Source organism: Mesorhizobium sp. KACC 23794, from assembly GCF_052180275.1.
Lineage (GTDB): Bacteria > Pseudomonadota > Alphaproteobacteria > Rhizobiales > Rhizobiaceae > Kumtagia.
Genome location: NZ_CP197465.1, coordinates 5,676,039 through 5,701,635 on the forward strand (window position 1 = coordinate 5,676,039; position 25,597 = coordinate 5,701,635).

Annotated in this window: 19 protein-coding genes and 3 pseudogenes; 10 read left to right on the plus strand and 12 right to left on the minus strand. The window is 60.8% G+C overall.

From position 1 onward, the window contains the following. Window positions 1-29: 29 nt before the first annotated feature. Window positions 30-374 carry a GNAT family N-acetyltransferase gene (locus ACSBOB_RS27665; RefSeq protein ID WP_442583850.1) on the minus strand — a complete coding sequence of 115 codons (345 nt, stop codon included), beginning with the start codon at window positions 372-374 and terminating at the stop codon, window positions 30-32. Window positions 375-575: 201 nt separating this feature from the next. Continuing rightward, window positions 576-1,607 (minus strand): annotated as a pseudogene (locus tag ACSBOB_RS27670) (zinc-dependent alcohol dehydrogenase family protein); the annotation flags it as partial. Window positions 1,608-1,916: 309 nt separating this feature from the next. Between ACSBOB_RS27670 and ACSBOB_RS27675 the strand changes: the two are divergent. The 5 genes and pseudogenes from ACSBOB_RS27675 to arcC all read left to right on the plus strand — a co-directional run bounded on the left by ACSBOB_RS27675 (window position 1,917) and on the right by arcC (window position 7,014). Beyond that, complete coding sequence (locus tag ACSBOB_RS27675) at window positions 1,917-2,267, plus strand: flavin reductase family protein (protein WP_442583851.1); 351 nt, start codon at window positions 1,917-1,919, stop codon at window positions 2,265-2,267. A 215-nt stretch (window positions 2,268-2,482) separates the two neighbouring features. Next, a pseudogene (locus ACSBOB_RS27680) lies at window positions 2,483-3,849 on the plus strand (basic amino acid/polyamine antiporter). A 29-nt stretch (window positions 3,850-3,878) separates the two neighbouring features. After that, window positions 3,879-5,096: an arginine deiminase gene (locus ACSBOB_RS27685; protein WP_442583852.1), complete on the plus strand. Its 1,218-nt coding sequence runs from the start codon at window positions 3,879-3,881 to the stop codon at window positions 5,094-5,096. A gap of 12 nt (window positions 5,097-5,108) precedes the next feature. Continuing rightward, window positions 5,109-6,110, plus strand: a complete 1,002-nt coding sequence (gene argF, locus ACSBOB_RS27690) for an ornithine carbamoyltransferase (protein ID WP_442579249.1) — start codon at window positions 5,109-5,111, stop codon at window positions 6,108-6,110. 1 nt (window position 6,111) lies between these two features. After that, on the plus strand, window positions 6,112-7,014 hold the full coding sequence (gene arcC / locus ACSBOB_RS27695; RefSeq protein WP_442579250.1) for a carbamate kinase: 903 nt from the start codon (window positions 6,112-6,114) through the stop codon (window positions 7,012-7,014). Window positions 7,015-7,118: 104 nt separating this feature from the next. Here the strand turns inward: arcC and ACSBOB_RS27700 are convergent, their stop codons facing one another. From ACSBOB_RS27700 to ACSBOB_RS27710, 3 genes and pseudogenes are all read right to left on the minus strand, one after another. Further along, entirely contained in the window at window positions 7,119-8,000 is an 882-nt protein-coding gene (locus ACSBOB_RS27700) for a ribose-phosphate diphosphokinase (protein WP_442579251.1), read from the minus strand. 3 nt (window positions 8,001-8,003) lie between these two features. Further along, window positions 8,004-9,543, minus strand: a pseudogene (locus tag ACSBOB_RS27705) (thymidine phosphorylase family protein). Window positions 9,544-9,664: 121 nt separating this feature from the next. After that, window positions 9,665-10,192, minus strand: coding sequence for a Spy/CpxP family protein refolding chaperone (locus tag ACSBOB_RS27710; protein ID WP_442579252.1), 528 nt, complete (start codon window positions 10,190-10,192; stop codon window positions 9,665-9,667). Between the two features lie 222 nt (window positions 10,193-10,414). On the opposite strand from ACSBOB_RS27710, the gene ACSBOB_RS27715 reads away from it, so the two are divergent. The 4 genes from ACSBOB_RS27715 to ACSBOB_RS27730 all read left to right on the plus strand — a co-directional run bounded on the left by ACSBOB_RS27715 (window position 10,415) and on the right by ACSBOB_RS27730 (window position 15,632). Then, on the plus strand, window positions 10,415-11,311 hold the full coding sequence (locus ACSBOB_RS27715; protein ID WP_442579253.1) for a universal stress protein: 897 nt from the start codon (window positions 10,415-10,417) through the stop codon (window positions 11,309-11,311). A 78-nt stretch (window positions 11,312-11,389) separates the two neighbouring features. After that, entirely contained in the window at window positions 11,390-13,975 is a 2,586-nt protein-coding gene (gene mgtA, locus ACSBOB_RS27720) for a magnesium-translocating P-type ATPase (protein WP_442579254.1), read from the plus strand. Window positions 13,976-14,036: 61 nt separating this feature from the next. Then, complete coding sequence (locus ACSBOB_RS27725) at window positions 14,037-14,630, plus strand: NAD(P)H-dependent oxidoreductase (RefSeq protein ID WP_442579255.1); 594 nt, start codon at window positions 14,037-14,039, stop codon at window positions 14,628-14,630. 12 nt (window positions 14,631-14,642) lie between these two features. Then, window positions 14,643-15,632 (plus strand): hypothetical protein, encoded by a 990-nt coding sequence (locus ACSBOB_RS27730; protein ID WP_442579256.1) that lies wholly within the window; start codon window positions 14,643-14,645, stop codon window positions 15,630-15,632. Between the two features lie 36 nt (window positions 15,633-15,668). Here ACSBOB_RS27730 and ACSBOB_RS27735 read toward each other — a convergent pair whose 3' ends face one another. The 5 genes from ACSBOB_RS27735 to ACSBOB_RS27755 all read right to left on the minus strand — a co-directional run bounded on the left by ACSBOB_RS27735 (window position 15,669) and on the right by ACSBOB_RS27755 (window position 21,543). Next, the gene (locus ACSBOB_RS27735; protein WP_442579257.1) at window positions 15,669-16,652 is read right to left on the minus strand and encodes a zinc-dependent alcohol dehydrogenase family protein; all 984 of its coding nucleotides are present in this window, start codon (window positions 16,650-16,652) and stop codon (window positions 15,669-15,671) included. 90 nt (window positions 16,653-16,742) lie between these two features. Further along, window positions 16,743-17,366 carry a BON domain-containing protein gene (locus ACSBOB_RS27740; protein WP_442583853.1) on the minus strand — a complete coding sequence of 208 codons (624 nt, stop codon included), beginning with the start codon at window positions 17,364-17,366 and terminating at the stop codon, window positions 16,743-16,745. 158 nt (window positions 17,367-17,524) lie between these two features. Next, the gene (locus ACSBOB_RS27745) at window positions 17,525-20,089 is read right to left on the minus strand and encodes a cation-translocating P-type ATPase (protein ID WP_442583854.1); all 2,565 of its coding nucleotides are present in this window, start codon (window positions 20,087-20,089) and stop codon (window positions 17,525-17,527) included. A gap of 360 nt (window positions 20,090-20,449) precedes the next feature. After that, the gene (locus ACSBOB_RS27750; RefSeq protein WP_442579258.1) at window positions 20,450-21,106 is read right to left on the minus strand and encodes a helix-turn-helix domain-containing protein; all 657 of its coding nucleotides are present in this window, start codon (window positions 21,104-21,106) and stop codon (window positions 20,450-20,452) included. A gap of 92 nt (window positions 21,107-21,198) precedes the next feature. Continuing rightward, window positions 21,199-21,543, minus strand: coding sequence for a hypothetical protein (locus ACSBOB_RS27755; RefSeq protein WP_442579259.1), 345 nt, complete (start codon window positions 21,541-21,543; stop codon window positions 21,199-21,201). A 266-nt stretch (window positions 21,544-21,809) separates the two neighbouring features. Here ACSBOB_RS27755 and ACSBOB_RS27760 point away from each other — a divergent pair, with 266 nt between their 5' ends. Further along, entirely contained in the window at window positions 21,810-22,832 is a 1,023-nt protein-coding gene (locus ACSBOB_RS27760) for an alpha/beta hydrolase (RefSeq protein WP_442579260.1), read from the plus strand. 66 nt (window positions 22,833-22,898) lie between these two features. On the opposite strand, the gene fixJ is transcribed toward ACSBOB_RS27760, so the two are convergent. Beyond that, entirely contained in the window at window positions 22,899-23,516 is a 618-nt protein-coding gene (fixJ, locus tag ACSBOB_RS27765; RefSeq protein ID WP_442579261.1) for a response regulator FixJ, read from the minus strand. Next, window positions 23,506-25,014, minus strand: coding sequence for a PAS domain S-box protein (locus tag ACSBOB_RS27770; protein ID WP_442579262.1), 1,509 nt, complete (start codon window positions 25,012-25,014; stop codon window positions 23,506-23,508). The genes fixJ and ACSBOB_RS27770 overlap by 11 nt, the downstream gene beginning before the upstream one ends. Window positions 25,015-25,597: the final 583 nt, after the last annotated feature.

Sequence of the window (25,597 nt, forward strand, 5' to 3'; positions counted from 1 at the left end):
AGGTGCTGTCGTCCCCCAGCGCGGCCGGGTTACTTGCTGCCGGAGAGTTCCTTGCGAATGAGTATCAAAGTGGGATCGTCGGGGTAGGTCATGGCGACAAAACCCTGTTCCCGCTCAAGTTCGATAGCATCGTGATTTTCGCGGCTTTCGATCGATTCCAAGACTTCCACGCCTTGTGCCGACGCGTAGCGCGCAATGTGGCGCAGCAGCTCCCACGCGACGCCCTGGTGCTTGTAATCGCCGTGAACGGAGATGGCGACCTCCGCTTTCGTCATGGATGCGTCGCAAGCGACCATGGCCGTGGCAACGACCGCTTTTGCGCCGTCCGCAAAGGCAAGAAAATTCTCGGTGAGCCTGTGATCGACGTGGGTCATGGCGACGAGGCGATCGTGGCTGACCTCGCGAACGCCGCCAAGGAAGCGGAAGCGCAGGTCGGCCGGCGTCACATGCCTGAAGAACTCGGCCAGCAGCGCCTCGTCATCCGGCGCCGAAGGCCGCACATGGAGTGTCAGCCCGGTTCGTGTCACGAGGTCGCGACTCCAGTCGTCAGTCTTGGTGGCTCCTGACTTGCCGACTTCGATAATCACCTTCAATGCCTTCGTATTCGCAGCGCGCGAGAACGTATCGTAGGCGTCAAGGACCTGGCTGAGATCGAAGCGGTGCGTGATCAGCTTTTTCGGATCGATCTTGTGCGCTTGCACGGTCTTGAGCAACATTGGCGTCGTCACCGTGTCCACAAGCCGCGTCGTTATCGAAATATTGTGCGACCACAGCCTTTCCAAGTGCAAGTCGGCCTTGACGCCGTGCACGCCGACATTCGCGATGGTGCCGCCCGCTGCGACGATTTCCTGGCAAAGTTCGAACGTTGCGGGAATTCCAACCGCCTCGATCGCCGTATCGACGCCCTTGCCTCCCGTCAGATCGAGGATTTGCCGCTTCGCCCCTTCGCCGCCGGCCTTGACCGTCTGCGTGGCGCCGAAGCTTTTCGCCACTTCCAAACGGTTCTCGTCGAGATCCACCATTATGATTTCAGCTGGGGAATAGAATTGCGCCGTCAGCAAAGCCGCAAGCCCGATCGGCCCTGAGCCGACGATCGCAACCGTGCCGCCCGGCTGCACCTTGCCGTTCAGCACGCCGCATTCGAAACCGGTCGGCAGGATGTCGCTGAGCATGACCAGCGCCTCCTCGTCCGCGCCCTCGGGAATATGATAGAGGCTCGTATCGGCATGCGGGATGCGCACATATTCGGCCTGCGTCCCGTCGATCGTGTTGCCAAGGATCCAGCCGCCCGTCGCGCAGTGCGAATACATGCCGCGCCGGCAATATTCGCATTTGCCGCAGGACGAGATGCAGGAAATCAACACGCGGTCGCCCTTTTTGAACTGGGTCACCCCTGCGCCCGTCTCTTCGACTATGCCGACGCCTTCGTGGCCGAGAACGCGGCCAGGCGTGCAAGTCGGCACGTCGCCTTTCAAGATGTGCAGATCCGTGCCGCAGATCGTCGTGTTCGTGACCTTCACGATTGCATCCGTGGGCACTGAAATCGCCGGAACAGGCCGTTCCTGCAGCGACTTCTTGCCCGGTCCTTCATAGACGAGAGCTTTCATCATCATTCTCCTGTCGAGTGCACGTTTCGCTCATGACCTTGCCCGCATCCGGGTCGGCCGGCTTTGACGCCGGTCAATGACCCGGCGATGCGGACGGCCAACCTGGCCAAGACGTCGGGAGAATGAGTCGATGAAACAACTGCCGCTTGCGAAGGTCTACCAACTGATCGAACCAGATCCGGTCGTGCTGCTCACCACACAGGGAAAGCGCGGGTCAAATGTCATGACATGTCATCGCACACGATGGTCTAGTTCACCCCGCCGCTGATCGCCTGCATCGTTTCGAGCGGCGATTTCAGCTTTGCCGCGCTGCGTGCCACGAAAGAGTGCGCGATCGCCATTCCAGGGGTGGAACTGGCGGAGAAAGTGGTGAAGGTCGGCAATTGCTCCGGCAGGGATGTCCAGAAATTTGCCGCCTTCGGTCTGACGGCCGCAACCGCCAGCACGATCGAGGCGCCGCTGATATCAGAATGCTTCGCCAACCTGGAGTGCCGCGTGATCGATACCCGCATGGTGAACAAGTATTGCCTATTCATCCTTGAAGTGACGAAGGCCTGGGTCGATTCAAATCGGGCCGATGCGAAGACGACCCACCATCGCGGGTATGGCTCTTTTTCGGTCGATGGAGAGATCATTCACATCGCCTCGCGCATGCCTTGACCGGAGGTTTCCGGGCGCACGCGCGTGCGCAAGTCATTTGACGCGCATCAAAGCCGCATCGTCGGATCCGGCGCAGTCTCTGAGCAGATAACCAGACCTCTGGGAGCTGCATCATGGCCGCAACAGATATCTCTTCCGCATCCGCGAACTCCGCCTCTACCGCAGGAGAAACCAGGTTGCGTCTTGGAGCGCTGACAGCCCTTGTCATCGGCTCGATGGTCGGCTCGGGAGTATTCAGCCTGCCACAAAACATGGCCGCGGGGGCCGGGCCGCTGGCCATTTTGATAGGCTGGGGCATCACCGCCGTCGGCATGCTGGCGCTGGTGTTTGTCTATCAGTCACTTGCGACCCGCAAGCCGGAACTCGACGCTGGACCCTATGCCTATGCCAAAGCTGGCTTCGGACCGTTCGTAGGCTTGAACAGCGCCTGGGGCTACTGGATCAGCGCGTGGGTCGGCAATGTCTCCTACGCGGTCATCGTGTTCAGCGCGCTTTCCTATTTCTTCCCGGCTTTTGGGGATGGAAACACCTGGCAAGCCGTGATCGGCGCGTCGGTTCTGCTCTGGGCAATCCACTTCCTTATCATGGCCGGCGTGCGGCAAGCGGCGCTCGTCAATCTGATCGTGACCGTCGCCAAGATCGCTCCCATCGTGCTGTTCATTGGCATCGTCGCCGTGGCTTTCAGGATCGACATCTTCAACGCCGACTTCAGCGGTCTCGGCAATGCCAGCCTTGGGTCTGTCATGGACCAGGTGAAGAGCACCATGCTGGTGACGCTTTGGGTCTTCATCGGTATAGAGGGCGCCAGCGTATTCTCGGCCCGTGCAGAGCGGCGCAAGGATATCGCTACCGCGACCGTTCTTGGCTTCTTCACCTGCCTTGCGCTTTACGCACTAGTCTCGCTGCTGTCGCTCGGCATCATCAGCCAGCCGGAATTGGCGGGCTGAAGAACCCGTCGATGGCGGGCGTGCTCGAGGCCGTCGTCGGGCCGTGGGGTGCTATCCTGATCAACCTGGCGCTGGTCATGTCTGTGATCGGCGCATTCCTGAGTTGGACCTTGCTCGCCGCCGAAGTCCCGCATGTCGCCGGCAAGGACGGCACCATGCCGGCTTTCTTCGGCCATGAGAACGAGCGGGGCGTGCCGTCCACCTCGTTGATCATCACCAATCTTCTCGTACAGCTTTTCCTTATCATCACCCTGTTTGCGCAGAGCACCTATCAGGCGCTGTTCTACATTGCTTCCGCGGCGATCCTGGTGCCCTACATCTTCTCGGGCGCCTACGCGGCCAAGCTTGCGATCACCGGCGAAAGCTATGGGATCGGCGAGAATCGCAACGGTCCGATGCTCATCGGCCTGGTGGCGACGGTCTACGGCCTGTGGCTCGTCTACGCCGCCGGGCTGTCGTACCTGTTCATGTGCGCGATCCTCTACGCGCCCGGCATCATCTTCTTCGTCTGGGCGCGGCGCGAAAATCGCGCACGCATCTTCCATCCCGTTGAAGCCATCCTCGCTGCAGCCCTGGTCGCGGTTGCACTCTACGCCGCCTACGAGATGTGGACCGGGGCGGTGAGCGCGCTTTGATCCCGCCCAGCCTCGCGAAAGGGTCTGTCATGGCTGCACTCGGTGTTCATTCCGAAACCGGCCGGTTGCGCGAAGTCATCGTGCACCGGCCCGATCTCAGCCTGCGCCGGTTGACTCCCGACAATTGCAAGGCGCTGCTGTTCGACGACGTATTGTGGGTCAAGCGGGCGCGCCAGGAACACGACATCTTTGTCGATGCGCTACGCGAGCGCGGTGTCACCGTGCACCTGTTCGGGGAACTGCTGGCCGAGACGGTGGCGATCACCGAGGCACGCGACTGGCTGCTCGACCGGCGGGTCGACGCCTCGGTTGTGGGTTATGACATGGTGGGGGAGGTGCGCGGCTGGCTCGACGCGATGCCCGCCGACCAGCTTTCATCGCTGCTTGTGGGTGGCATTGCGCGTGCCGAACTGCCCTTCGAACCCGCCGGCCTGACCGGCAAGACACTGCTGCCGCAGGATTTCGTTCTGCCGCCGCTGCCCAACCAGCTCTTCACCCGTGACAGTTCATGCTGGATATACCGCTCAGTGTCAGTCAACGCGATGTTCTGGTCGGCACGCAAACCAGAGGCCGCGAACGTGGAAGCAGTCTACCGCTTCCACCCCCGCTTCAGCGAAGCAGGTCTTCCCTTCGTGTCGCCCGACAATCCCGGACCCGGCGTCAGCCTGGAGGGCGGCGATGTCATGCCGGTTGGCGGCGGTGTGGTCCTGGTCGGCATGGGCGAGCGCACCACACCCCAGGCGGTTGGCGGTCTGGCGCGCAGCCTGTTCGCAGCCGGCGAAGCGACCCGCGTGATCGCGGCGCTGATGCCGCGTGATCGGTCCTTCATGCATCTCGATACAATCTTCACGTTCTGCGACCGCGATCTGGCGACGATGTATCCCCCTGTGATCGAACGGCTGCGCACGTTTTCGCTGCGACCCGGCGAGGGCGAGGCGGCCGTCGACGTGATCGAGGAGACGAAACCATTCGTTGAGGTTGTGAGAGAGGCACTCGGGATTAAAACACTACGCGTCGTCGCCACCGGTGGTGACGCTTATGAGTCCGAGCGTGAACAGTGGGACGACGGCAACAACGTCATCGCCGTCGAGTCGGGCGTTGTCATCGGCTACGACCGCAACGTCTACACCAACACGCTGCTTCGCCGCGCCGGTGTCGAGGTCATCACCTTCGAAGGCGCGGAATTGAGCCGCGGCCGCGGCGGAGGCAATTGCATGACGTGCCCGATTGCGCGCGATTCGATCTGAGAGGACCCTGATATGCCAGTCAACCTGCATGGGCGTAACGTGCTGACGCTGGACGATTTCTCCGGCGCCGAGATTCGCTATCTGCTGCGCCTTGCCGCCGACTTGAAGGCGGCCAAGCAGTCCGGCACGGAAGTGCCCCGGTTGACCCGCAAGAACATCGCCCTGATCTTCGAAAAGGATTCCACGCGCACCCGTTCCGGATTCGAGGTCGCTGCCTATGACCAGGGCGCACACGTCACGTATATCGGCCCGTCGGGCAGCCATATCGGACATAAGGAATCGATGAAGGACACAGCGCGTGTCCTTGGCCGCATGTACGATGCCATCGAATACAGGGGCTTCAGCCAGCATCAGATCGAGTTGCTGGCGGCTTATGCCGGCGTGCCCATCTACAATGGGCTGACCGACGAAGCGCATCCGACCCAGATATTTGCCGACTTCATGACGATGCGCGAATTCACCCACAAGCATCTCTCGGACATGACCGTAGCCTTCGTCGGCGAGGGCCGGGACAATGTTGCCCAGTCGCTGGCCATAGGTGCAGCCAAGCTCGGCATGGATATGCGCATCGCTTCTCCCCGAACGCTGTGGCCCGACGAGCGTTTCTGCGCCCATGTCAAAGGGCTGGCTGAACGAAGCCGGGGGCGGTTCCGACTCGATGAAGATGTCAAGGCGTGTGTCGAGGGAGCCGATTTCATCTATACCGACGTGTGGCTGTCCATGGGAGAGGACGAGAGCGGTTGGGGCGAGCGCATAAAGCTGCTGACGCCGTATCGCGTAACAGGCGAGTTGATGGCCGCGACCGGGAACCCCTATACCAAATTCATGCACTGCCTGCCGGCGTTCCACGATGCTGAGACCGCAGTGGGCGCCGAAATCGCCCATGCATTCGGCATCGACTGCATGGAAGTCGAGGATGCCGTTTTCGAGTCCGAAGCTTCGATCGTCTTCGACCAGGCCGAAAACCGCATGCACGCGATCAAGGCCATCCTGGTCGCCACGATCGGCAATTGAGATGCGCATCGTCATGGCGCTCGGCGGCAATGCCCTGCTCAAACGGGGAGAGCCGATGACGGCCGACAACCAGCGCGCCAACATCAGAAAGGCCGCCTCGGCGATCGCCGAACTTGTCCGCATGGGCCATTCGCTGGTGATCACGCACGGCAATGGCCCACAGGTGGGGCTGCTCGCGCTACAGGCAGCAGCATCCCAGGAAGCGCCGTTTCCGCTCGACGTGCTCGATGCAGAGAGTGCTGGGATGATCGGTTACGTGCTCCAGCAGGAGCTCGGCAATGTCATAAAGGATCAGCTCTTTGCCACGCTCCTGACGCAGGTCAAGGTCGACCCGCGGGATCCTGCTTTCGGCAATCCGACCAAGCCGATCGGTCCGGGATATGACGAAGTCACGGCCCGCAGGTTGACTTCCGAGCGCGGCTGGCAGATCGCGCGGGACAACGACAAATGGCTCCGCGTCGTCGCCTCGCCGAAGCCGCTAGAAATCATCGAAGCAGACGTGCTCGCTTTCCTGATCGGACACGGGGTCATCGTCATCTGCGCGGGCGGTGGCGGAATACCCGTCGTCGAGCTGGACAATGGCAGCCTGGCAGGCATCGAAGCAGTCATCGACAAGGATCACGCCTCGTCGCTCCTGGCAAGACAGCTTCGCGCAGACATGTTGCTGATGCTGACCGACGTCGACGCGGTTTATGCTGGATGGGGCACACCCAGCGCACGAGCACTCACAGAGGCTGCGATTTCCGACTTGTCGACGGCGGACTTCGCTGTCGGTTCGATGCGGCCGAAGGTCGAGGCCGCGATCGAATTTGTCAAATCGACGGGGAAGACCGCCGCGATCGGTCGGCTCGAAGATGCCGCGGCGATCGTGGCCGGCGTCCGCGGCACACAGATCGTTCGGTAGGGCCAACCATCGCTCGACGCATCCTATCCCGGCGCGTGGCACACCACTTCCATGTTAAACTAAACCGCCCGGACTGAGAACCAAGGCATTTTCCTCGACTGAGGCTATTCGGTCACGAGCGCTCCCGCCAGCAGCGACGCAAGTCGCACAACATTCGTAGGATGGGGTACACTGTCGGTCGAAACGATCCGGACAATGCCGGAGGCACGTAGCGCAGCAGTGTCCTCATCGGAACTCAGCATGTGTGTGACATACAGGTCGGCGCGGACCGCTCCGGCATCAAGCAGCAGACGTGTAGCTTTGCGAACGGTCGAGCCGGTCGATACGACGTCGTCTACGAGCACCGCGATCTTGCCTTTCACAGCGTCGGCACGCTCGATCTCGATCTGCACATCACGGTCTGAGCTGCGGACTTTGCGGCCTACGAGACAGGAGCAGGCCACCGTTCTTGCCGCCGCCTCAACCCAAGGCCGTGATTCCTCGTCAGGGCCTACAAGAACCACTTCGCCTTCGGGGTTGTCGCTCGCGATGGCAGCGCCTAGGAGCGTTGCCGCGCTTAGTTGCGTGACAGGGATGCTAAAGACTGTCGTCAGGTCATGAGTGCGATGCAGATGTGGATCCACGGTCACAATCCGATCGAAGGCGTCCGAGAGCAGCCGTGCCGTCACCCTTTGGCTGACCGCCTCCCCCGGATAGAAAGCCACATCCTGCCTCATATAACACAGGTACGGCGCTACCAGCACGACCGGCAAGGCACCTGCGTCGTGCAGTGCTGAGGCTGCCAGCAGAAGATCAACCAGCCTTCCATTCGGATGATCGAGAGGACAGTAGACGACAGCCATACCTTTCTGAGGCACCACCCGCACCAGGCTTTCATCATCCGGAAATCTTCGTACGCTTATTGGACGCCAAGGCGAATCCAGTGCTGTCGCCAGCCGCCGCGCCGGTTCCTCGTGATCGGCAAAAGAATGGACTGAAGCGACCATTATTCAGAGATTATGAGCTTGATTGCTCGAGTCCACGGCAAATCCGGCATTGCGGACTGCCGCCTCGGTCGCCAGCCCGAGATCGCCCGCCCGGACCGCGTGTATCCGGTAGACGGCGTCACCCTTTTCGACATGATCGCCTGTCTTGCGAAGCAGGTCGATTCCGGCACCGCGATCAAGAGGAGCCCCGGCCAGTCGGGCGATCCGCGCCAGGCGATAGCAGTCCATGTCTTTCACTGTCCCAGTCGCCGGCGCCAGGATATTCTGGGTTAGATCACCAAGGCGAACGTCCATCGGCGGCGGGCCTTGTAGCGCTATGATCCTTTCCATTGTGCGCAACGCCGATCCGGTATCCAGCAACTCCCTTGCACGTGCGTAGCCGGTCCCACCCCGGCAGGCCGGATCGAGTTCGATGATGCGCGCGGCAAGCTGAAGCGACTTCTCGCGCAAATCCGCGGGCGCTCCAGATTCGCAACGCAAAACGGCCATCACGTCGCGCGCCTCGAGCACAGGCCCTATGCCTCGTCCGATCGGCTCGTTTGCCGAGGTGACCGCGACGTCGATATGAAGTCCAAGCTTGTCACCGACGAACTCAAAAAGCTTGCGCAGGCGCACCGCGTCCTCCTGCCCCCCGCACTTTGGCGGATGGTCCGACCGGAATGTCGACGACGAGATGCGTTGACCCAGCTGCCACTTTTTTCGAGAGAATGGACGCCACCATCTGCTCACGCGTATCTATTCCAAGCGGACGCTGCACTGAGATCATGATGTCATCGGCTGGCGAGAGGTTGACGCTGCCGCCCCAGACGATGCAGCCGCCACAAGCGGTCACGACATGCCGCATTTCCTCGACCGAAAGGTCGACGCGTGCCAGCACCTCCATCGTGTCCGCCGTCCCGGCCGGAGATGTGATCGATCGAGAGGATGTCTTGGGAATTGTCAGGCCGTAAGCCGCCACGATCGGGACGACGATCATCGAGGTGCGGTTCCCGGGTATCCCGCCGATGCAGTGCTTGTCGACGACCATCCGCTGGTGCCAGTCGATCCGGCTGCCGACTTCGATCATTGCCTCTGTGAGAGCCAACAACTCGTCCGTGGTCAGGAAACTCGCAGACCCGATCATGAAGGCTGCCAGTTCCATTTCGCTGTATCTGCGGTGGGCGATATCGACGACGATGTTGCGGATATCGTCAGATGAGAGCGTTTCGCCCCTGATCTTGGCGCGCACGCTTTCGAGGCTTCGGGGAGGAATCGCCGGTGCGATCGCGACGGGAGAGCCTTCCGGAAGGCCGAGGCTGGCGAATCCCTTCTCAGAGAGCCCCAACTCGTCATGCGCCACGATGCCCTTGTCGTCGGCTATGGCGAGCGAGCCGAGAATTTCGCGACCTCCTTCACCGGTGATGCTCACCTTCTTCAGCGCCCGGTGCTGGTCAGGCCTGAATATCGGGCAGTGCCTGTCGACATAGGCGATGCTCTCGTTGTCGGTATCGATCCCTATCCGCTTCAGCTTCAACAACTCGATCAATCCCGACAATGGGTGCAGCCTCTCGCGTCGATTGAAAGATGCCCCGATACAAGCTGACACAAAGAAACCTCAACAGACAGTCGCCCCCTCTGCGGAAGTCGATCTGCTTGCAATGAGCCCAACCGCCGGAAGGCGTGCATCACATGGCGCCGCAGTCCGCTCCGATCAGATCGTCCGCCACTTTTTTCTGCTCGCCGGTCAGAACCGCATACAATTCTTCCGTAGCGGGTTTCAGTGCCTTCAAAGTGTCCAGCATTTTTTCCATGCCCGCGATACGCGCATCCATCCGCTCGACTGCGGACCCATTCTGCATGGTCTCGAACATTTTCGAATGCATGTCCTGCATGAGGTCGACGCGCGCTCTTACGGCAGCGGCATAGACGTCCCACGCATTTGTCTGGGCGTCCGTGATGCCGAGTTCGACCTTCAAATAGGCCAAGCGTCCGTCAACCATGGCGCCCATCCTGGGTTGGCCCCTCATCATGCCGCGGCCGAAACCATCGTCGCTCCAACCACCGCGGCCCATCATGCCATACCCCATCATCCCCATTGTGGGACATCCGCCACCCATCATCCCTCGTCCGCCCGCAGGCTGTGCCAAGGACGGCAACAGCGCCGATACGCTTATTGCAAATGCCAGTGCGGTGGTGGTGACGAGCCGAGTCATTGGAAACCTCCCATAACGCCGAGCCGAAAAGACCAGCGAAGATTGCCTGCCCGCTAATGAAAAGTAATTGACCCGCATCAAATGAAGCATCGCAGATCGACTTTCCCGAGGCGGCAATGCAACAAGCCTCGAGACCCTTGCACCCCTACCCATGTGGTCGATCATCGCATCGCCGCCATGAGAAACCATCTCAGATGCCAGCGCATCGCGCGTCGAACAGGTTTGACCAACGTCAATGCTACGGTTCCGGCGCCGCCTAAAGTTCCTGAAGCAACCAATGCCTCAGGGAGATCCGCTGTGAGCTACAAATCCATCCTCGTAAACATTGATATCGACGGACCGATGGTCCCAATCGTGAAGGCGGCGATCGATCTTGCGCGACGGCACGAAGCGAAACTGATCGGCCATTGCGCGGCCGATGCGCCGCTGATCATGGCAGGGCCGGAAGGTGGAGCACTCGCCGCGGAAGCATGGCGGCAGATGCGGGATGACATCGAAAAGAGGTTCAAAGAAGTCCATGCCGAATTCGACCGGCTGGCGGCGGGAGAGGTGAAAGCCGAATGGCGCGAAAACCTGTCCAGTCCAACACCTGCGGTGGTCGAAGCAAGCCGATCGGCCGATCTCATCGTCATGGCCGCTTCCAAGGGCGCCGCCACTGGAGATTCCTATCGGGTCGCCGACCCGGCCGGTGTGGTTCTGCGTGCCGGCCGCCCGGTTTTCGTGGTTGGCGACAAGGTCGAGCGCATATGGACAGAAAAGGTCATCGTGGCTTGGAAAGACACGCGTGAAGCACGACGCGCCGTCGCCGACGCGGTGCCTCTGATCTTCGGGGCGGAAGAGGTTACGGTCGTGTCCGTCAACGCCGAGGCCGATCAATGGATTCGGGATGGCCTGAACGATGTCGTCGCTTTCCTCGCTGCGCATGGCATCAAAGCCGCGCCGAAACTGATCGAAGGTCCGGACGAGTATATCGAATTGTTCAATTTCATCGACGCCAGCAACGCCGATCTCGTGGTGTCAGGTGCCTACGGGCACAGCCGTCTGAGGGAGTGGGTATTCGGTGGCGTGACCCGCTCATTGCTGGATGAAAGCCGGCTCAATCGCTTCATGTCGAGCTGACGAGGAGTCGTCGACTTGTCACGATCGGTCGGCAGCACCGATGGACGAGCCTCCAGCGCGACGGATCGGACTGAGCCTATGCAGCCGCAAGCTTTGCAGACACTAGCACCCGAGGAGCCGGCCTATTGGTCCGTTCCCGCGGACGAGCTTTTGTCTCGGTTACAGACGCAACCGAGGGGCCTGTCTTCAACCGAAACGGAAGCCCGGTTGCGCGATACCGGTCCCAACGCCATCGGCCGCAAGGGCGGTGCGACGGCGTTGGCGGCTTTTGCGCAACAATTCCGCAGCCCGCTCGTCCTGATCCTCATGTTCGCGGCAGTGGTCTCGGTCTTTGTCGGCGAAGGCAGTGAAGCGGTTATCATCGGCATCATCGTCCTGGCGAGCTGCGTGCTTTCCTTCACGCAGGAATATGGCGCCTCCCGTGCCATGGAAGCGCTGACGGCACGCATCGCGCGCAGGACCACTGCGCTGCGCGACGGAAAGGAGAGCTCTGTCGCGGTGGAGGAGCTCGTCCCCGGTGACATCGTCAGGCTTTCGGCGGGAAACCTCATCCCCGCTGACGGCATTTTGCTCGAAGCGCGCGACTTCAATGTCAGCGAGGCGGCGCTCACTGGGGAGACGTTCCCGGTTATAAAGGGTCCCGGTGTCTCCGCTCCGGAGGCGCAGATCGGGCAGCGCGGCAATGCTGTCTTCACGGGCACGTCCGTGCGCAGCGGCACTGCGACCATGGCGGTCGTCCAAACCGGCGAGCGGACCGAGTTCGCCACCATTGCCGCCGCCATCGCCCGCAGTATCCCGGAAACCGAATTCGCCAGAGGCATCCGCCGCTTCGGCTATCTGATGACCGAAATCATGCTGGTCATCGTGATCCTGGTCTTCTTTGCCAATCTGCTGCTCGAAAGGCCAGCAGTGGATTCGCTGCTGTTTTCCCTGGCGCTGGCGGTCGGCCTGACGCCGGAACTGCTGCCCGCCATCATAAGCGTCACCTTGGCTCGCGGTGCCCGCGCCATGGCGGCAAGCGGCGTCATCGTGCGCCGGCTCGACGCCATCGAGAATCTCGGCAGCATGGACATCCTGTGCACCGACAAGACAGGAACGCTGACCGAAGGCACGATCCGCCTCGATGGCTGCCTGGATGCCAAAGGGGTGGAGTCGGATCAGGTCCGGCTATGGGCGCTGCTCAACGCGACCCTGCAATCCGGAATGGCAAATCCGCTTGACGAAGGGATCGCGGCCAGCAGGAGGGCGGACGACGATCTATCCGCTTACGAGAAGGCCGATGAGGTGCCTTACGATTTCATCCGCAAACGGCTCTCCGTGATCGTTCGGCGCAAAGATGCTGCCGATGAAGACCTGCTCATCTGCAAGGGCGCTGTGCAGAACATCGTCGAGGCCTGCTCATCCGTCCTCTCAGGGAGCGACATACAGCCGCTCGACGCAGACCAGGCGCACGCCATCGACAACAAGGTGCGTGACTGGAGCATGCAGGGCTTCCGCGTGCTAGGCCTCGCGGTGCGCCGGCGCCCGCGACGCGAGAGCTGGTGCCGTGAGGACGAAGCGGAGCTCGCTTTCGCCGGCTTCCTCCTGTTTCTCGACCCGCCCAAACCAGGCATGGCCGACACGCTCAAGGCGATGGCCGAGCGGGGCATCAAGGTGAAGGTCATATCCGGCGACAACCGTCATGTCGTCGGGCATCTGGCCGAGATTATCGGCTTGCCGCATCGCAATATTCTCACCGGCGAGGAATTGGCGAAGCTGACGAAGACTGCGCTATTTGCGCGCGCCGCACGCACCGACATCTTTGCCGAAATCGACCCGAACCAGAAGGAGCGCGTCATCGCCGCGCTACGGCGACGCGGCCATGTCGTTGGCTATCTCGGCGACGGCATTAACGATGCGCCGGCCCTTCACGAAGCCGACATCGGCATCTCCGTCGACAGCGCCGTGGACGTCGCGCGCGAGGCCGCCGACATGGTCCTGCTTCGGCGCGATCTGAATGTGCTGCTCCGCGGGGTCGACGACGGGCGCCGGACATTCGCCAATACGATGAAATATATTGCCATCACGACAAGCGCCAATTTCGGCAACATGGTCTCGATGGCGATAGCCTCGCTGGGTCTGCCATTCCTGCCACTGCTAGCCCCGCAGATCCTGCTCAACAACTTCCTGTCGGATATTCCCTCGCTGGCGATCGCCACCGACAACGTTGACGCCGATCAGGTGCGGACCCCGCATCGCTGGGATATCGGCTACGTTCGTCGCTTCATGATTGCTTTCGGCCTTGTCAGCTCGGCCTTTGACTTCGTCACCTTCGGCTTCCTTGTCCTGCTCGCCGGCGCGACCGCGCAGGTCTTCCAGACGGCGTGGTTCGTCGAATCCCTCATCACCGAACTTGCCATCGTGCTGATCGTGCGCACCCACAAGCCATTCTGGCAAAGTCATCCTGGCACCTTGCTCTCCTGGCTGACGCTGGCGGTCGCCCTTGTGGCTTTCGCCATTCCCTATCTTCCGGGAGCCGACTGGTTCGGCTTCGCGCCGCTGCCCTTGCCGATCATGGCCGGGCTCGCGGTTATCACGGTTGGCTACCTCGCCGCATCGGAGGTTACGAAACGCTGGTTCTTTGCGCGCGAGCATCGTCACGCCAAGCGCAAACGCGGCGTTTGACCGCCGTCAAGGCACGTGCCGGGAAAAACCGTCTCATGGCGCGGTCACGGGAGAAACTATCATGGCGCGTCGCATCCTCATCATCATTGGCCACCCGGATCCCGACCAAAAACGACTATGTAGGGCGCTTGCGGCTGCTTATGCCGAGGGCGCTCGCTCGGCGGGCCACGACGTGCGAATGATCGATGTCGCCACGCTCGACTTTCCATTGCTACGGACAATGGAAGAGTTTGGACAGCGTGCAGTGCCGGTTACGCTCGAGCATGCGGCGAACGCGATCAAGGATGCCGAGCACATCGTCTTTGTGTTCCCGCTCTGGCTCGGCACCATGCCGGCTCTGCTCAAGGGCTTCCTGGAGCAGGTGATGCGCCCGGGCGTAGCGTTTGCCTATCCCGAGCCTGGCAAGGGTGGCTTTGCCAAGACATTGCTCAAGGGAAAATCGGCCCGCGTGGTGGTGACCATGGGAATGCCGGCATTCTTCTACCGGCTCTGGTACCTCGGCCATGGCATCGCTGGCATGCGCCGGAACATCCTCAACTTTGTCGGCATCAGTCCCGTCCGGGAGACCCTCTTTGGAATGGTGGAGGGAGCCGCGGACACCAAACGCGGGAAGTGGATCGACAGGATGCGCGACCTTGGCAGGCGAGGAAGCTAGGTACTATCCCCCATGAACCTTCTCGATGCGGCGGTGCGACAACTGAAGCCGCTGAAGTCCTCCGAGGCGCTCCGCAACAACCAAACGCTGCGCGAGTTTGTCTGGAGCGCTAGCGGCCTTCATCAATTCTATGTCGGTTTGATCGCCGTTTGTGTATCGCTTCTCAACTTTCTTCCTATTGAGCTTCAGCGCCGTATCGTTGACGACGCCATCAGCAACAGAGACCTGCATGCGCTTATCCTGTTGGGTAGCCTCTATCTACTTTCTCTCGTCGTGTACTCCACCTTGAAATACGTGCTTATGGTCTACCAAGGCTGGGTTGGCGAAAGCGCGGTCAAGACAGCCCGCGATCAGTTGGCGGTCGTGGCTTCGAACAGATTGGGGAGGTTCAACCTCGCAAGTGACCAGACAGCCAACGTGATCGGCAACGAGATCGACGCGGTCGGAGGCTTCGTCGGGACAAGCATCTCAGAGTTCATCGTTAACATCAGCATGATTATTGCCGTGTTCTCCTACATGGTATACGTGCAGCCGCAGATCGCCGTGTTCAGTTCGTTTATGCTGGTACCGCAGGTCGTATTCGCTAGGTTTCTGCAAAAGAAGCTCAATACGCTGGTCGAGCATCAGGTGACCCTGGTTCGCGAGCTTGGCGACAGAGCCGTCGACAGTCAGTCCAGCAAAGCACACATGCTCGACACCACCTTGCAAGTGGTCGGGATGATTTTCCGCAACAGGATCGCGCTCTACCTGCTGAAATACGGGCTGAAATCAATTCTCAATATCGCGAATTCGATAGGGTCGCTCAGCGTTCTTGTTGTTGGCGGCTACCTCGTGATCAACGGCGAGACAACACTGGGGATCGTAGTCGCGTTCATCTCCGGATTCCAGCGCCTGGTTGAACCGATGGGGGACCTGCTCGACTTCTACCGGACCTACTCGCAGACCAAGGTGCAATATCGGCTGATCGTGGACTGGATAGCGACCGAGCCTGCTGCCGATTGACTCGTGCTGCGTGGCCGACCGGCGCGCCAGCCATGCTCACGGGACCAGTACCGCTGCTCCTTGCAATCGCCCTGCGCGTAAGTCCGAGAGCGCCTCGTTGGCGCGGATGAGCGGATAAGTGGTGGAATGAACCTGCACCCCGGCGACGCGGGCAACCGGAAAAAACTCCTCCGCATCGTTGCGGGGCAGATTGGCGACCGAGACAAGTTCGCGTTCTTCCCACAGAATGGAATAGGGCATCGCCGGAATGTCGCTCATGTGAATGCCACCGCAGACGACTCGTCCGCCCTTGCGCACGGCACGCAAGGCGGCAGGCACAAGTTCGCCAACCGGCGCGAAAATGATGGCGGCATCCAGCGGGGCCAGGGGTGGGACATCCGAGGCGGCGGCCCACGCCGCACCGAGAGAAAGTGCAAAGCGTTGAGCCTCGACGTCCCCTGGCCGGGTGAAAGCATAGACTTCCCTGCCCTGCCAAATGCAAACCTGCGCGATGATGTGGGCCGCCGCGCCGAAACCGTAGAGACCGATCCGTTTTCCCGTTCCCGCCTTCTTCAGCGAACGCCAGCCGATCAGCCCGGCACACAGCAACGGCGCCAAGGCGACCGGATCGGCCTCGCTGCTGAGCTCGAACGCGAAATCCGCATCGGCCACGACGTGGGTCGCGAAGCCGCCGTCTCGCGTGTAGCCGGTGAAGAGCGGATGGTCGCACAGGTTTTCGCTGCTCGTCTGGCAATAGATACAATTGCCGCAGGTATGGCCCAGCCAGGGGACACCGGCACGTTGTCCGATCCGCGAAGGATCGACGCCTGATCCCACCGCATCGACTATACCGACGATCTCATGTCCGGGAACCAGCGGCAGCTTGGGGTGATCGAGGTCGCCATCCACCACGTGCAGGTCGGTCCGGCAGACCGCACAGGCTTCTATCTTCAGTCTTAATTCACCTGGCGCCGGCACTGGATCCGGCCCATCGATCTGGACCAGAGGCGTCCCAAGCCGCTCGAGCACCATCGCTTTCATTGCAAGCTCCACTGTGCGGCACCCCTCGCAATCACGGGGTGGAAAGGCTGCCTTTCCACCCCGTGATTTTGGTGCGTATCTTGCGCATCGTCATCCGATCGTAAGCCGATCTTCGACGGTGATCACACCGGGAGCAGACCAGGCCGCACGTTCGGCTGCGCTGCGCTCCGACCAAGCATGAACCCGGCCTTCCAGCGTAACCTTGCCTCCATCGAGAACGTTGACCTTGATCGCTTGCGCCTCGATCTCGGCGTTGCGCTTCAGTGCGTCCTGAATGCGCTTCTTGACGTCGTAAGCCGATGCATGCGGCTTGATCTCGATCTGGTTCGAGACGCCGACCACGCCCGCAAGAATTCTTACGGCGTCGGCCGCAGCGGTCTTCTGGTACTGCCATTCCACCTTGCCGGTAAGCGTCACCCAGCCGCGTTGGACTTTCACCTGGACGGCGCCGTTCGGCACGGACGTGTTCCAGGTGATCGTGTTGACGGCGCGCTTGGCGATTTCGTCGTCCGCTGTCCGGTTGGTGCCGAAGGGACGAACCTCGATCTCCTCGGCAATACCCTTCACACCCTTCACTCTGCGCACGACATCCTCGACCGTCACCTTCTGGGCATAGGTCGGGACATGGCCCGTCAAGGTGACGATTCCGTTCTCCACCGCGACGCCGATATCGGCGGAATCGATGCTCGGCTCGAAGTCGAGTTCATCGATGATATCCTGTCAGAGCGTGCTGTCATTCATGGTCTTGTACCTCACTGTTTCCTCGCGGCGTTCGTGCACCGCTGGGCCAGCTTCTCTCGGTCCCGGGTGATCGACCTTGATCGGCGTCAAAACAGCTATGCTGAACCGGAGAAAACGAACGCTTGGCGGCTTCAGAGACGCAGGGACTTGCGCCAAAGCGGCTTCGCCAGTTCGAGCAGGATGAGCACCGCCACCCCCACGCCGAATGCCAACGCGAGATCGTCCCGATGCAGCGCACCGAAGTGGAACAATTCGCTGAGCCGAGGCACGAGCAGGCTCGCCGCCATAATCGCTCCGACCAAGAGCAATATCCACCGAAGTGCCGGGTTGGGGCGATGCAACGCTGCGATAAGGGAGGAACTGAACGAACGATTGACCAGGATCAGGCTGACGATCGCCAGCACCAGCGAGAAGAAGGACAACACTCGCACCTCGTTCGGCGGCAGGCCGTTGCGCAGCGCAAGAAGGTAGATGGTTGCCACCAGCATGAAGACGAGCCCGCCCTGCAGCAGGCTCCATCCGATCAGCGACCATGAAAACAGCGGTTCGTCCGGCTCGCGCGGGGGACGGTCCATGACATCCTTCTCTTCCGTCTCCGCCTCGAAGACCAGAGAGCATACCGGGTCGATGATCATCTCTAGGAAGGCGATATGGACGGGACTGAAAATGATTGGCAGGCCGAAGGCCAGCGGCAGCAGCGCGAGGCCGGCGATCGGCACATGTACGGCGAAAATGAAGCCCATCGCCTTGCGCAGGTTGTCGTAAATGCGCCGACCGAGCCTCACGGCCTCGACGATCGAACCGAAATCGTCGTCCAGGAGCACGATGGAAGAGGCCTCACGGGCGACGTCGGTGCCACGCCCGCCCATAGCCACTCCGATATGCGCTGCCTTCAGCGATGGCGCGTCGTTGACGCCGTCGCCAGTCATCGCAACGATGTCGCCGCCAGCCTTGAGGGCCTGCACGATGCGCAGCTTCTGCTCCGGCATGATCCTGGCGAACACATTCAGGCTTTTCAGGCGAGCAACGAGCTGAGCTTCATCGAGCTTCGCAAGCTCGCTGCCGGCAAGCACGTCTTCGCCTTCGATGCCCGCTTGACGGGCGATGGCTACCGCCGTGACCGGATAGTCTCCGGTGATCATGATGACGCGAATGCCGGCCGAGCGGCATCGGGCAATAGCAGCCGGTACGCTCGGCCTGAGCGGATCGGCAAGACCGACCAGGCCGAGGAACTCGAAGTGGAAGCTCCGCGGGGAATTGGGCAATTCGCCCTGCGCATGGAACGCACGGGCAACGCCGAGTACACGCAGGCCGTCGACGGCCATCCGGTCGACGGATCCACGGATCGCCTCTCGCTGCTGCGGATCGAGGCGACACAATCCAGCAATCGCTTCGGGCGCGCCCTTCGCCGCCACGATGAGGCGATCATTGCCCTCCGGCTGCCAGACCTGCGTCACGGCCAGGAGATCTGGCCTGAGCCCGTAGTTGCGCAGCAACCTCCAGTCCCCTCGCGAGAGTGTTGCAGCGCCAACAATCCGGTCGCGGGCCATCTGGTGGAAGGCCTTTTCCATGGGGTCGAAGGGTTCGGGCTCGCTTGCCAGGAGGCCGGTCATGCCCAACTCGTCGAAGCCTTCCGGTAACGGAGCACCGGGGTGTTCCCGCAGCCGGTAGGTATCGCCGCCGGCGCTGTGCAACTCCTCCACTGACATCCGATTTTCGGTGAGGGTGCCGGTCTTGTCCGTGCAGAGTACTGTCGCAGAACCGAGTGCTTCGATCGCGGCCGCGCGGCGGGTCAGCACGCGGGCACGCGAAATACGCCATGCTCCCATCGCCATGAAGACGGCCAATACGACCGGAAATTCCTCAGGCAGCATCGACATGCCAATGGTGATGCCGGCCAGGAAAGCATCCAGCCACCCGCCGCGGAACATACCGTACAAGACGATCGCCAGAAGGCTTACGAGGCCACCTGCCACGGCCGCGAGGCGCACCAGCCTGCGGGTTTGGGCCTGAAGGCGGGGTGGTTCCGCTTTCAGTTCGTGGAGCGACTGGCCGATCCGGCCGATCTCGCTTCGCGGTCCGGTTGCGATGACCTCAGCCGTCGCTCCGCCGCCGACGACCAGCGACCCTGAATAGACATAGGGCTGATCGGTTCCGCCCGGCCGCGGCGGACCTGCTTGTTCGAAACTCACCACCACGAGCTTGTGAACCGGGACCGATTCCCCGGTGAGCAGCGACTCGTCCACCTGAAGACTGTGGCTTTCCAGCAGGCGCGCATCAGCGGGAACCCGGTCGCCCTCACTGAGGACGATGATATCGCCGCGCACGACCTCTCTCCCGGCAATGCGCAACCTTCTTCCGTCCCGGATGACCAGAGCCCGGGGGCTGGTCAGATCACGCAACGCCTCCAACACGCGCTCGGTGCGCGTCTCCTGCACCACGGTGATTGCCACCGACAATCCCGCGAAGAGAAGCAGGATCAGTGCCTCCTGCAGGTCACCAAGGAGGAGGTAGATGGCGCCCCCTCCCAGGAGAAGCGCCAGCATCGGCTCGCGCAGGACATCTAGCAAGATCCGAATCGGTGTCCGATAATCAGACCTAGGCAATTCGTTGAAGCCTTCGGCTCTAAGCCTGGCGCTAACCTCGGCCTCAGCCAGGCCGGTGATCGATGAAAAAGGGGCAGTCGGAATGTTCATTACCTTCCATAGACCCTCGCGATCGCCGATCTCTTGATCGATCGCAAAGCGCAATGGCGATACGTCGAGGACCCTTGGCTATCGGCAAAAGAAAGCCGCAAGGTCCGGCTCATTGCGGAGTTGGAAGATTCGGAGTCCTGGCGCGGTCGTGCCAAGCACGCCAATGCGTCGGCGACAGGTCGACCCTCTCGCGACTCCCAGACCTAATCCATCCAGTCAGGACACGGCGGCAGGGAAAGACGAGCGGATGGGTGCCATCACGATCAATCACCGACAGTTCCAGATCCACCCCGAAGGGTGCGGCCGCTATCGGCTGCCACACAGATTCTCTCGAGACCGCCAAAGCGAGTGCCAAAAAGGTCAGGTCGCCATATCTTGAAGGATTTGCCATTTGACGATCTCGACGCTGCGCAGGGTCGGCAACCGGATGACGCCTTTCTGCTTGAGCCTTGAGAAGACACGGGAGACGGTTTCGATCGTAAGACCGAGATAATCCGCGATGTCCGTTCGGGACATGGGCAGCTCGACTTGCGGCAAGCCCCCCTGGCGTTCGGACATTTCAAGGAGAAATGCTGCCACTCGCTCAACCGAATTCTGGCGACCAAGCACCAGCAAGTGCTCCTGCGCCCGGACGAGGCTCTGCAGCGCCATCGGGAAAAGCTCAACGGCGAGATCTTCGTGAACAGACCTGGAACGCAGGATGCGAATTCCGGTTGCGCAGATGGCTTCGGCAAAGAAATGGTGGGTCTTGTCGGCTTCGAAGCCGAACGTCTCCCCCGCAAGGTGAAAAGCGGAGATCTGACGGCGTCCATCCGACAACAGCCGGTACACGCGCACGCCGCCGAATTCGACTTTGTAGAGGTTTCCGCACGTTTCACCCTGTGCGTAGATCTCCTTGCCGGCCGGAAAGAACGTCGGTGCCTGGAAGTTGCCGCTCGACGGTGTCGGGAACAAATCTCGTCCCGACGGCGTCCCGCCTGAGTGAAAGAAGGCCTTGGAAATCTCGTAGGTGTTCATGACTGGTTCCTCGGTGAACATGAAGGAACAGTCGCCTGAAACGCGGCTTGCCGAAATTCGGTTATGTCCGTAAGGGAATCCACGTACTGCTGTCAGACCCCCGCGATTGCATCACGCACCGTTTTGATAAGGGGTTCACCAAGAAACGGTTTGACCAGCTGCTTTAGAAGTGGACCATCCGGCACTTTCCCGAACAGGCTCACGAGGAGAATGATCGGCCTGCCGAACCGGTCGAACTGCAAAGGCGCATCCTCCCAGTTTTCGACAGCTTCGTCGTCGATCACTGCGCAAGCGGCATGATCTGCACGCGTCGATGCAAATGCGCCGGTGGCGTAACAGTGAGAATCCGTCTCCAGGCGCTCACTCGCCAGCAGAAAGACGATCGAGCGCCGAAAGGCCTCATTTGGGGCGGCCACAAGTACCACAGGCCCGGCCATCTCATCGGTCTCCACATTGTCGCGCACGTCTGGGCCAGACTTGTATTGCTAATATTGTCGGATGAGGTCGAGCATTGAGGCAGATCAAAGTTGTAGGCGGCACGCAAGCCGATGCAATCCCGGCTGGCCGGCTTTGAGTGCTCTGTTGGCAGAGGCCCAGCCATTTTCGCGGCAATCAGAGCAACGGACACCAGGCGCGGTATGAGAGAGGCCATCGCGAACAACTTATTGCAGGCATCACGCCTCGGTGGAACAATTGCTGGCCCATGGCGCTGGCTCATGGCGGATGGATGGTGCGCGGTGTCAGGTTCGATATGGCACGTCTAGCTGGCAAGCTGGCTGCTTGCATCGCTCTCTTATCCGTGGCGCTTGCGACAGCCGCATATTTCGTCACGCCTTGGCCAAGCGTACTTGTCATCCGCGCGATCTTCGACCGCGGCGCAGCTGAAGCTTCGGCAAAGCTGGAAAAGCACCTGCCGTCCGGAATCAGCGTGGACGGAGAGATACACTATAACCCATCTGACCCTGATGCAGTGCTGGACATCGTTCGCCCACCCGCCGGCACCGCGACCGGCACCACGATCGTCTGGGTGCATGGCGGTGGGTTTATCTCCGGACGACGCGCCGACGTGGAAAACTACGCCAGGGTTCTGGCTGGCGAAGGCTTCACACTCGTCAACGTCGACTACACGATCGCGCCTGAAGCGACGTATCCCACGCCGGTTCAGCAAGTGAACGAGGCACTGGGCTTCCTCTCTCGCGAGGCAGACCGCCTTGGTATCGATCCAGACCGGCTGATAATCGCTGGTGACTCTGCTGGTGCGCAAATTGCAGCGCAGGTAGCGAATTTGGTCACCGCGCCTGGCTACGCGCGGCAGGTCGGGTTTGCGGCAAAAATCAAACCTGAACAGCTATGCGGGACGATACTATTTTGCGGTCCTTACGACCTCGATCTCATGGGGCAGAGCTGGTTCATGCGAACAACGACATGGGCTTATAGCGGTCGGCGCAACCACCGAGAGGACCCATCATTTCAACTGATGTCGGTCGCAAAGTACGTGACATCGGCGTTCCCGCCAAGCTTCATCTCCGCCGGCAATGGCGATCCCTTGCTGCCGCATTCGGCCGCGTTGGAGGATGCCCTTCGATCACGCGGCGTTACAGTGGACACGCTCTATTTCCCCATGCACGAGCCGCCGCTTGGTCACGAATATCAATTCGATCTTGACGCCGAGCCAGGTCGAGACGCACTGCGCCAGATGGTTGCGTTCGCGCGCCGAGTAGGCTGAGCCACGTTTGCTTCGCACCGTCTCGGCCATACCGCATATGAACTGACGACGAGATCTTTCGACGTCTCAGGCGTCGAAGCCAAGTGATATTGCCATCCGTACAAGCTCGGGCAGGCTTCGGGCCTGCATCTTCGACATGATGTTGGCCCGATGGACCTCGACGGTACGCGGGCTAATCGAAAGGTTGTACCCGATCGTTTTATTGGGAAGACCCGACACGACCAAAGTCATGACTTGACGCTCCCTTTCGGACAACTGCTCGAGGCGGGTGCGTAGCACTGTGACATCCTCGACGCGTGTCTCGGAATCGCCAAGCCGGCTTGCCGCCTTTTTGATCGCCTCGACCAGGACTTCATCTTCAAATGGCTTCTCAATGAAATCAACGGCGCCGGCTTTCATGGCGGCGACCGCCATCGGAACGTCGCCATGGCCGGTAATGACGACAGCTGGTATCATCCCATTTTGCTGGTTTAGCCGTTCCAGCAACTCAACGCCGCTCATGTCCGGCATCCGCAGGTCGGTGACGAGGCAGGCCTTGCCGATATTGGACGCCGCGGCAAGAAAACTTGTCGCTGAATCGTGCACCCGAACCGTAAACCCCACCATCGTCAGCAGGAAGGCGAGCGATTTGCGGACAGGTTCCTCATCGTCGACTATGTGAACGACGTAGTTGCTATCGTGCATTGGAAGCCTCTTGCTCGACCACTGGCAGGGAGAGACTGAACGTGGCACCGCCGTTGCCATTTCGAGTGGCAACAATCTGCCCGCCATGGGCCTCTATAATACGCCTGGATATTGAAAGGCCGATGCCCATACCGTTCGCCTTGGTCGTGACAAAAGGCTGGAAAAGTCGAGAGGCTACCTCGTCCGATATGCCTGGCCCGCTATCAGCCACTTCGATCGTGACGTAGCGGTCACCGTCTCGAGCGGTCCGAACGAGCAGTTCCCGCTTGTCACTCTCCCGCATCGCCTCCATGGCATTGCGCATCAGGTTGATCAGCACCTGCTGGATCTGGACCCTGTCGACCAGGACATCCTCCGTGTTCGGTGCGAAGTCAAAGACCGAGCGCACGCCCAATTCCCGCGAACCGACCAGGGCCAACGCCCCCGCCTCTTCAATGAGCTTGCGGACATTTTCAGGGGATTTCTCTGTTTCGCCGCGCGTGACGAATTCGCGCAGGTGACGAATGATACCTCCGGCACGGAGCGACTGTTTTGCCGTCTCCTCGAGCGCCTCCCGGATATGTGCGGCCGCCGAGTCATCCATCTCTTTCAGGAAGCGGACACAGCCTTGTGAATAGTTCGCGATGGCGGCAAGCGGCTGGTTGAGTTCGTGCGCAAGCGTCGAGGCCATTTCTCCCAGTTCATTCAATCGTGCAAGGCGGGCGAGCTCGCTCTGCACTTCCTGTAGGCGAGCCTCTGATTCCTCCCGTTCTGTGAGATCGCGGATGAAGCCCGTAAAGAACCGGCCAGACGCCGATTTCATTTCGCCGACCGAGAGCTTCATGGGGAAGGTGGAGCCATCCTTCCTACGACCGACGACGACACGGTCGATACCGATAATCCTCTTCTCATTTGTTGCAAGGTAGCGGTGGATGTAGCCGTCATGCTCGCCATGATACGGCTCAGGCATCAATATGTTAACGTTTTGACCAAGTACTTCTTCTTCCGAATAGCCGAACTGGCGCACGGCTGCCGCGCTGAACGAGTTGATATTGCCGCGGTCGTCGATCACCACCGTTGCATCGGGTACGGTGTCGAGGATCGAGCGCAAATGCGCCTCACGGGCCTTGAGTACTTCTTCCGTCCGGTCTAGGGCGCGGCGCGCATGGTGCAGCATCTCTCCCATCCAGGCGATCGCAAGCCCCACCAGTGTGAAAATCGGCATCTGCAGCCAAAAAGAGCCATTCGCACCGGAGAGGAAGTAGGCACTCAGGAGCGATAGGGCTCCAGCCAGCAATCCCGGGCCGATGCCACCGGCCATCGCCGCAACGAGGATCGCAGGCGTGAAGATGACGAACACCGCGACGCCGCCAAGGGTATTCGTCAACGCCAGGCGAACGACGAAAACAACTGCGACACAGAATATCGCAAGCAAGTAGCCTGCAGCACCTTCGAAGCGGCTGGAAAAAACCGCCTGAATGAATCTCCCCTGCAGTCCGGGGATGTCCCTGGCCGGCATCGCCATCGCTCCGATGAAGCACCCTCACTGGCAAAAGCGCCTGACCGCTATCCCCGTTTCGTTGTGAACGCAGTGCCAGATCGGATGGAGCGCTTTGACCGACATCAAGGCTACATCTGCAAGGCAATGAAAGGAAGAGCGTCAAAAAGACTGCCTTTTCGGACCCTTGCCGTGGGCGGTCGATCGACGCCACCTCGGGTTTCACGCCGCAGCGTCCAACCGACAATCGCTTTCTCGTCACCACCAGCGAGTTGAAGGAACGCTTGACCGCGTTGCTCACGGGACGCGCGGCGGTGGCGATCGTCTTAAGGCGAAGTGTCAACCGGCGCCGACGACCTCGCAAAGGCGACCACCGTTGCCCGGGCGTCACGTGCTTTAGCTTGAGCGACAAGGTCGGCCGGGCAGTGCTCGATAAGCAGAGCAGCAATGGCTGGGCAACGACAGTCGGCTCCATCTTAAGGACTATGCGGAGGCGACCGCCCATGAAATCGCTCTGGCCGTGCGTGAGCGTGAATCGATGGGCCTATCGCGCCACCAAGGATCTGCTGCGTTCGCGTGTGGACGACCAGAAGCCGGCGCGCGT